General features: G+C 48.0%; 8 protein-coding genes. 6 read left to right on the top strand and 2 right to left on the bottom strand.

Annotated elements, in window-relative coordinates; all coding sequences use genetic code 11:
* The coding region (locus Q0605_RS10985) for a 2-C-methyl-D-erythritol 2,4-cyclodiphosphate synthase (protein WP_298706900.1) at positions 1 to 957 on the bottom strand (957 nt) is incomplete at its 3' end.
* A 218-nt stretch (positions 958 to 1,175) separates the two neighbouring features.
* Here Q0605_RS10985 and thiC point away from each other — a divergent pair.
* The 3 genes from thiC to Q0605_RS10970 all read left to right on the top strand — a co-directional run bounded on the left by thiC (position 1,176) and on the right by Q0605_RS10970 (position 5,563).
* Positions 1,176 to 2,483 carry a phosphomethylpyrimidine synthase ThiC gene (thiC, locus tag Q0605_RS10980; RefSeq protein WP_298706899.1) on the top strand — a complete coding sequence of 436 codons (1,308 nt, stop codon included), beginning with the start codon at positions 1,176 to 1,178 and terminating at the stop codon, positions 2,481 to 2,483.
* Entirely contained in the window at positions 2,480 to 3,574 is a 1,095-nt protein-coding gene (locus Q0605_RS10975) for an Mrp/NBP35 family ATP-binding protein (protein WP_298706898.1), read from the top strand. The genes thiC and Q0605_RS10975 overlap by 4 nt, the downstream gene beginning before the upstream one ends.
* A gap of 963 nt (positions 3,575 to 4,537) precedes the next feature.
* The gene (locus Q0605_RS10970; RefSeq protein ID WP_298706897.1) at positions 4,538 to 5,563 is read left to right on the top strand and encodes a hypothetical protein; all 1,026 of its coding nucleotides are present in this window, start codon (positions 4,538 to 4,540) and stop codon (positions 5,561 to 5,563) included.
* An 81-nt stretch (positions 5,564 to 5,644) separates the two neighbouring features.
* On the opposite strand, the gene Q0605_RS10965 is transcribed toward Q0605_RS10970, so the two are convergent.
* Positions 5,645 to 6,271, bottom strand: a complete 627-nt coding sequence (locus Q0605_RS10965; protein WP_298706896.1) for a DUF6037 family protein — start codon at positions 6,269 to 6,271, stop codon at positions 5,645 to 5,647.
* Positions 6,272 to 6,457: 186 nt separating this feature from the next.
* On the opposite strand from Q0605_RS10965, the gene Q0605_RS10960 reads away from it, so the two are divergent.
* The 3 genes from Q0605_RS10960 to Q0605_RS10950 all read left to right on the top strand — a co-directional run.
* Complete coding sequence (locus Q0605_RS10960; RefSeq protein ID WP_298706895.1) at positions 6,458 to 7,651, top strand: tetrahydrodipicolinate N-succinyltransferase N-terminal domain-containing protein; 1,194 nt, start codon at positions 6,458 to 6,460, stop codon at positions 7,649 to 7,651.
* A gap of 81 nt (positions 7,652 to 7,732) precedes the next feature.
* Positions 7,733 to 7,900, top strand: coding sequence for a hypothetical protein (locus tag Q0605_RS10955; protein ID WP_298706894.1), 168 nt, complete (start codon positions 7,733 to 7,735; stop codon positions 7,898 to 7,900).
* Between the two features lie 113 nt (positions 7,901 to 8,013).
* The coding region (locus Q0605_RS10950) for a hypothetical protein (RefSeq protein WP_298706893.1) at positions 8,014 to 8,227 on the top strand (214 nt) is incomplete at its 3' end.

Below are 8,227 nucleotides of genomic sequence, written 5' to 3'. Positions count from 1 at the left end.
GTCGATTAGGGCATGAATCGCTACATCGCCGTCGCTGTGTGCGATCAGCGCGAACTCGCACGGGATCTGTACGCCGCCGAACACGATGCCCGCACCTTTTTCAAGCGCATGCACGTCGTAACCCGTACCGCAGAAGATATCGCGCGAGCAGGGTTTTAAATTTAGCGCCGCCAGATCGCTTACGCGCGTGATCTTAAGCGCGCCCGCTTCGCCTTTTATAAATTCCAACTGCCCGCCCGCGCTGCCGATCGCCGCGCTGTCGTCGGTAAAAATTTCGCTTCCCTCAAGCGCCTTTTTAAGCAGCGCCGTGCGCGAAAGCTGCGGCGTTTGGATGAGGCGCAGCTTCTCTCGCTCCACAATGCGCTCGCCGAGATAGGTCGTGTCGTTTACGCCAAGATAGGGGCTGATGCAGTCCGCGCTGCCTAAATTTCGTATCAGCGAGGAGATCAGCTCGGGCGAAATTTGCGCGCGTGCCACGTCGCTTACGAGCACGAGCTCGCTCTCTACGAGCTTTAGCGCGTTTTTTAGCGAGCTTTGGCGATTTGCGCCGCCAGGGGCGAAGTGAAATTTTAAATTTGCAGAGCCGCGTTCATCCGCGCCGCATCCGACTTGAGCTTTAAAATTTTCCGCGCTCTGCGGCTTGCTTGCGTCGTTTAGATCGTCTGCGCCGCATTCGATCCCGCCCTGCTTTCTTTGAAATTTATACTCGCTCGTGTCGTACTCCGCGCTTTTGCCGCGCGCCGAAGCCGAGCTGCACGCATAGAGGCGCTCGCAATAGCTCACGTCCTCCTCGTTTACGGCGATTATGATTTTTTTAAATGGGTGCGCCCGCGCGATATTCTGCGCGACGTATTGCCAAAGTGGTAGCTCTCCCACGCGCAGCCACTGCTTTTTGACTGGGAGCTCAAACCTGCTCGAATCGCCCGCGGCGAGCAAAATCAGCGATATATCTTTCAAATTGTATCCTTGAAATTTTGTTACGAAATTATACGTATTAAAAATGAAAGCAAAATTAATCGCGGCTTGCGCGCTGAAATATCTTGAGTTTAGGCGTAAATTTACACGGCGCGGCGGTAAAATTTCATCCTGCGTTACGAAAATAAACGGCAAAAGAAAAGTAAGGATTAATGAAATTTGTTATATTATACGCGCATTTTTAAGTAAGCGAGGCGAAAATGACCGAAAGCTGCGTAACGCAGATCTATTTTGCAAAAAAAGGCGAAGTGACGCCGCAGATGAGAGAGGTCGCGCAAAGCGAGCACATGGACGTGCGAGCCTTGTGCGATCTGATCGCGCAAGGAAAAGTGATCATTCCCGCAAACGTTAATCACAAAAGTCTAAAACCCATCGGTATCGGGCGCGCGCTGCGGTGCAAGATCAACGCAAACATCGGCTCCTCGGGCACGACGAGCGATATTGAGGGCGAGCTGGAAAAGCTTGAGGTCTGCTTAAAATACGGCGCCGATACGGTGATGGATCTAAGCACGGGCGGAGATTTGGACGAGATCCGCGCCGCGATAATCGAGCGCTCGCCCGTACCCATAGGCACGGTGCCGATCTATCAGATGATCCATGAGCTGGGCGATATTAAAAATTTAAAAACGAGCGCTATTCTTAGCACGATCGAGAAGCAGGCACGGCAGGGAGTGGATTATTTCACGATCCACGCGGGCTTTAAGCTCGAGTTTATGCCGCTGCTGTCCCGTCGCAAAATGGGTATCGTAAGCAGGGGCGGCTCGCTGATAGCGTCGTGGATGATGAAATTTCACAAGCAAAACCCCTTCTACGAAGCATTTGATGAAATTTGCGATATCTGCGCCGCTTATGACGTATCGCTATCTCTGGGAGACGGCTTGCGCCCGGGCTGCTTATACGATGCGACCGATAGGGCGCAGCTTAGCGAGCTTGAAATTTTAGGCGAGCTAGCCCTGCGCGCGAATGAAAAAAACGTGCAGGTGATGATCGAGGGGCCGGGGCATATCCCGTTTAACGAGATCGAGCTTAATATGCAGCTAGAGCGCAAGATCTGCCGCGACGCGCCGTTTTACGTGCTGGGGCCGCTTCCGACTGACATCGGCGCGGGCTACGATCATATCAGCTCGGCTATCGGCGGGAGTATGGCTGCGTATTGCGGCGCCAGCATGCTCTGCTACGTGACGCCCAAGGAGCATCTGGGGCTTCCCAATGCAAAAGACGTCAGAGAGGGTATCATCGCGCATAAAATCGCCGCTCACGCCGCAGACGTCGCGTTAGGCAAAGAAGGCGCGATAGAGCGCGATCATGCGATGAGCGATGCGCGGTATGGTTTTGATTGGAACAGGCAGTTTGAGCTTAGCTTCGATCCAGATCATGCGCGCGAGCTGCATGATGAGAGCCTGGGCGATGAAATTTACAAGGGCGCGGAGTTTTGCTCGATGTGCGGGCCGAAATTTTGCGCATATAAAATCAGTAGAAATTTAACCGAAAATAAGGAGAAAGAATGAGTAAAGACGAAGTCTTAAATTTGCTTAAAAGCGTGATCTATCCGGGCTTTTCTAAAAGCATCGTGGATTTTGGATTTGTAAAAGAGGTCGAGATCGGCGATAGAATTTTCGTAGGGATCGAAATCCCCAGCGCCAAGCCGGAGATCGCAGCAGAGCTCAGATCGGCGGTGCAAAAGGCGCTCGGCGCGGACGTGGAAATTTTAATCAAACAACCCAAGATCGCCGAGGAAAAGAGCAATTCTCGCAGCGGCAAAAATATCGCGCCGCAGATCAAGCATTTCGTGATGATCAGCAGCGGCAAGGGCGGCGTAGGCAAGAGCACGACGACGCTAAATTTAGCCATCAGCACGGCAAAGCTCGGCAAGAGAGTGGGGATTTTGGATGCCGATATTTACGGACCAAATTTGCCGCGAATGCTGGGCGAGGATAAGACGCAAGCAAGCGTCGTAGGGCAGAAGCTAAAGCCGATCTTAAGCCACGGCGTGGAGATGATGAGTATGGGCGTGCTGATGGAGGAGGGCGCGAGCCTCATCTGGCGCGGCTCGATGATAATGAAAGCGATCGAGCAGCTGCTAAAAGACGTGGCGTGGAGCGATCTGGACGTGCTGTTTTTGGATATGCCTCCGGGTACGGGCGACGCGCAGCTTACGCTCGCTCAGAGCGTGCCGGTGACGGCGGGCGTGTGCGTTACGACGCCGCAGACGGTCGCGCTAGACGACAGCGCGCGCGGGCTTGATATGTTTGAAAAGCTCCACATCCCGATCGCAGGTCTTATCGAGAATATGAGCGGCTTCATCTGCCCCGATAACGGCAAGGAGTACGACATCTTCGGCCGCGGCGGCGCGCAAAAGCTGGCACAGCGATACGATACCGAAGTAATCGGCGAGATCCCGATCGAGATCGCTATCCGCGAGGGCGGCGACAGCGGCAAGCCGGTGAGCTTCTATGCGTCCGATTCTTTGAGTGCGAAGCGCTACGAGCAGGCCGCGCGCAAGCTGTGGGAGAAGATCGAGAAGATCGATCGCGAGGAGCTGGCGGACAACTCCGCGATCCAGCCGGTGATGGACGGCAAGAGCGCCTTCTCGAATTAGGGCTTCGGCGGGCACGGCGTCAAATTTCGCGCGGAATTTCTCTTGAATTTTGCAGATTGAAATTCAACGCGGAATTTCATAGTTCGAAATTTCGCGCCTAATTTCGCTGCAAATTTTATAATGCTCGCAAAATTCCGGTATGCAATCCGTCATAGAATTTTGCCCGTAAATTTAGCGGGTAAAATTTCACGCGGGTTTCGCGGCTTGGGATTTTGCGCCGAATTTTATAGCTCAAAATTCTGCGTTAAAATTTCGCCTCGAAATTTTGAAGTGATTTTACGGCGTTAGTAAAATTTTTGTATATAGAATTTCGTGCGGAGTTTCGTAGCGCGAGTTTTTATACTAAATTTTAGAGCTTGAAATTCCGCTTTGATTTTGAGCAAATTTATAGCGCTCGCAAAATTTGGGCAGACGAAATTTCGTAGTTTGAAATTTCGAGCTAAAATTTTACCAATCTCCGTTACGTGAGGGTTCAGATAAAATTCTAAGCGCAGAATTTAACGGCGAAAATTAAATTCCAAACGCACAATTCAGCGAGGTAAAATTTGCCGTAGAATTCTGCCTTGGAGTTTTAAATGTAAAATTTTAAGCATAAAGCTTTGCCACAGAATTTTAAAATGTGAAATTTTATCGCTAAAGCTCTGTTTTAAAATTTTAAGATGGGGCTTTAATATGAATTTTAGGCTTGAAATTTATCGCGTCTAGCTTTTTAGCGGTAGCCACAGCATTGCGCTAGTTTAAAATTTTTATTTTGCCGGGTTTCATGGCAGTGGAATTTATCTGCGAAAGCCTCTGTAGAGTTTATTTGGGATGGAATTTTATCCGTAGCGGTCGCGGCAAGGAAATTTCTCGCGCAGCTGAAATTTAATTCGTATAAGCTGTGGAGCCAAGGCGGTAAAATCCCTAAACCCGAATTCAAGGGTTTAGGGATTTTACCTTGATACGGAATTGGAAAGGTCGGTAATGAGATTTTTGATTATTATGGTGCTTGCTTTTGCAGCGTTCGCGCAGGAGAGCAATATGCAAAAATGGGCGAAGGAGATCACGGCAGGCGCACAGATACCGCAGGATAAGTTTTTGGCATTTTATCTGAATAAGGAGGAGCCTAAGAAGGTGATCTTTTCCGAAAACGTCGATCGCATCAGCGTTAATTACGAGAACAACACCTTTCACGAGATCCCCTCTGCAAATCTTATGGCGTATTGGGTCGGTGAGTTTAATTTCGACGCCGATATCGAAAAGATGGTGCTAGGAGATTACGGCTGGTCGACGCTCGTCATCGCCGTAGACGGCACGGACGTTCTAGGCGGGACGTCAAGCAATCAAAAGCGCCCGCTTACCTATAAATTTAGCAAAGGCAAACACAAAATAGAGGCGTGGTTTCTAAACGACGCGCATTCTAGCGAGCTTTTCGTAGATTTTAAGGACGTCGAGCCCTTTTATCGCCAAAAGGACGCCGTAGCCAAGATCCCCGCGGGCAAGGATTACGATCTGTGGCTGGGCGCGATTTACGAAAGTGCACAGATGAACAACCGCGTCAAAGTAAATTTAGCCAAATCCGCCAAACCCATCGTGCTGATGCTAAGCTCATATCGCGCCGTAGAATGGGAGATCTCAAACCCTGAAAAAAACGAAATTTTAGCCGTGCTGATCTACAATCCGATAAGTAGCGTCTATGGCGTAAGCGGCGCGCTATACGTCGAGGACTACCGATATACGGAGGCTGCGGACGGGCTTAAATGCGAGTGTATCTCGGGCAATGTCTTTCACTGCGACGGCAGCGAGATCTATGATATGAACGGGCGCGTAAACGGGATATTCGGCAAAGGACTTAGCGGATTTGCGGGCAAACACGCCGTAAATTCCTTAGATTTGCCGGGGCTTGCTATCAGCTCTAAAATTTTGGACGAAAGCAAAGCTCGCCTGCTCTCTGTAGAAGCGGACCGCAAGAAATGCGAAAGCACGCCGATGGATGATGTGTTTAGGTAGGATAAAATTTACTTTCAGAATTGCATATATTTTGCAGATAAGCAATTTGTTTTTGCCTCTAAAACCTAGCCGATATGATAGTTAGTTTCTATTGGCAACCATTCTAATTATTTCCCTGTCCTGTCTTTCATCTTCAATATTGTCTGAAAAAAAGAAACTTAAATTTGTATCATCTTTATATAGGACATATAAATTTGGTCTTAAAATGTAAGCTTTATTGCTATTTTCAATACTTCTTGTGTTAGGGTTCCCGTTTCTATCAATGCCATTTCTTCTTACATCAAAACAATAAATAGCGTTTGGATTATTTCCCTCTGCGTATCCGCCCAATAAATGCCTTTCGATATCATTATTTGGTCGACTCCATTTTGTTGGAATAAATTTGGCAAAATGATTGGAAAAATCTAAGAATATATTTCTCATAGCACCTCTATTTTGTATATTAAAAAATTCTATAAATTCTTCAGTAGTTCTAAAATAAACTTCAAAAAAATCAGCGTATGCTTCTATAGTATTATTTGTGTCTTCCCAATCTATAAATTTCAACCACACCTTAGCATATTCATTAGGTTTTGTTTGTCCGTCTCGGTATCGTTTAAGTATTACTGCTGTATTTATATTGTATTGGAATCGAAAAGAAGCTATTACTAAATTCCTATTTTCCATATCTCTGAGTAACGATTTTAAATTTTCAAATCTTATAGGCATCGTGATCTCCAAAATCAAAATATTTTTTTTATCCTAATATCATTAAATATCATTAAAGTATAGTAAATAATTTGCATAATTAAGCTTAAAAATATAAATCAACGAGAAAATATATGCAACTTTCAAATCCCCTTTTAAATTAAATTTAGCTATACTCCCGCGCAATTTTGCGATTAAGGATTAAATATGAAAGAGATTAAAAGCCTAAGCGAGCTTCAGGCTTTTACGGATAAAGTTCGCGCCGAAAAGGGCTATCGCGATCCGATGATGTGGGCGATCGGGCGCGTATTTAAGGGGCGTGCGGAGGAGCATAAAAGCCTAAGCATGAATTACGCGCACGTAAATTTTAAAGATGGGCTAGTAAGCGCAGCAGTGCTAATCCATGCTCTAACCGAATGCGGAGGGGTCATGGATTTTAGCGGTAGTGAGTGCGTCCTTCCGCTAACGCACAAAGCCCTAAAAAAGGCTATCGAGGCTTTAAAATTTCTACAGCCAGACGCCAAAGAGGGCGCGCATAAAAATCTGCAGGTGCTGCTTGCGGTTAAAGAGGTGATGAAATCGGACGAGCACGCGAGCTTTTGCGCTAGTTTTATCTTTGAGGATGCCGCGCCAAAAAGCGTCGAGAGCGTCTATCTTAAGCTTTATGCGCTTTCGCTAAATCTCTGCGAGCCGCGCACGCTCAATCTAGACGGCGCATTTAGTGTGCTTCCGAATGTCGCATGGGACGAAAACGCTCGCCCGATCGAGCTTTGGTGGCTGCGTGAAAACGAAATCCATTTAAAAATGCAAGGCCGCTATCCGCGTATCATCAGCGTCGATAAATTTCCGCGCTACCTAAGCCACGTCGTGCCGCCGCAAAATGTGCGGATTTTAGATGACGCGAAGGTGCGTTTGGGTGCGCATATCGCTGCGGGTACGACCGTGATGCCGGGTGCTGCGTACGTGAATTTCAACGCAGGCACGACCGGCAGCGTTATGATCGAGGGGCGCGTCAGCAGCTCGGTCGTCGTGGGCGAGGGCAGCGACATAGGCGGCGGCGCGTCGATTTTGGGCGTGCTAAGCGGCACCAACGGCAATGCTGTGAGCATCGGCAAGCACTGCTTGCTGGGCGCAAACTCCGTAACGGGCATTCCGCTAGGCGACCGCTGCATCGTGGATGCCGGCATCGCAGTACTTGAGGGCACGAAGGTTTTTATCGCGCAAAAGGATCGCGAGGCGCTAGCAGCGCTAAATCCAGGCTTTGCGTTCGATCGTGAAATTTATAAAGGGCTTGAGCTTGCCGGCCTTAGCGGACTGCACTTCCGACAAAACAGCCAAAGCGGGCAGATTACGGCAAGCGTTAGCAAGCGCGCGATCAAACTCAACGCGGAACTGCATTAAATTTATAAATTTAAACGGCGGGCGCGGATTGGCTGGAGCTTTTTTTTAAGCTGCGTTAAATCTATAACTTAAACGGCGAGTTTGAAAAAGATACGGACGATCTCGCCGCACGCCGCTTTGAGCGAGTATATGCGATCCGCCGCGAAATTTCCGCTCATAGAATTTCACGCGGAATTTAAAGAATTTTTGCCGCGATTTGGAAAATTTCTAGCGGTGATTTATGGAATTTACGCCGCTATTTTAACGTAAGTAATTTTGGCGGCTCGCGGATTTGCGGCGCGCAAAGGGTCTTTAAATTTCAAAAAATAGATTGAATTTAAAATTTTAATATGATAAATTCCAAATAAAATCAGGAGATGAAAATGAAAAAATTTATACCCGCCCTGTTCGGCGTATTTATCTGCAGCGCGGCGCTTGCGGGAGATGCCGATGCCGAGCGCTGCAAATTTTTGGCGGATGCCGTAAATGGGCGCAGTCACCCAGAGACTGAAGATATAAAGTTAGGCGCGGCTACGTGCGAAGGCGATAAATTTATAGTTTCCATGACCCTAAAAAACGTAATTTGGGATAAAGTAG

The organism is uncultured Campylobacter sp., from assembly GCF_938017705.1.
GTDB lineage: Bacteria > Campylobacterota > Campylobacteria > Campylobacterales > Campylobacteraceae > Campylobacter_B.
The sequence above is the reverse complement of the archived record's forward strand: the minus strand, read 5'-3'. Positions and strand labels throughout refer to the sequence as shown.

Coding starts and splice junctions, on each gene's coding strand:
- thiC (WP_298706899.1), top strand. CDS start 1,176: ATGACCGAAAGCTGCGTAACGCAGATCTATTTTGCAAAAAAAGGCGAA.
- Q0605_RS10970 (WP_298706897.1), top strand. CDS start 4,538: ATGAGATTTTTGATTATTATGGTGCTTGCTTTTGCAGCGTTCGCGCAG.
- Q0605_RS10960 (WP_298706895.1), top strand. CDS start 6,458: ATGAAAGAGATTAAAAGCCTAAGCGAGCTTCAGGCTTTTACGGATAAA.
- Q0605_RS10975 (WP_298706898.1), top strand. CDS start 2,480: ATGAGTAAAGACGAAGTCTTAAATTTGCTTAAAAGCGTGATCTATCCG.
- Q0605_RS10965 (WP_298706896.1), bottom strand. CDS start 6,271: ATGCCTATAAGATTTGAAAATTTAAAATCGTTACTCAGAGATATGGAA.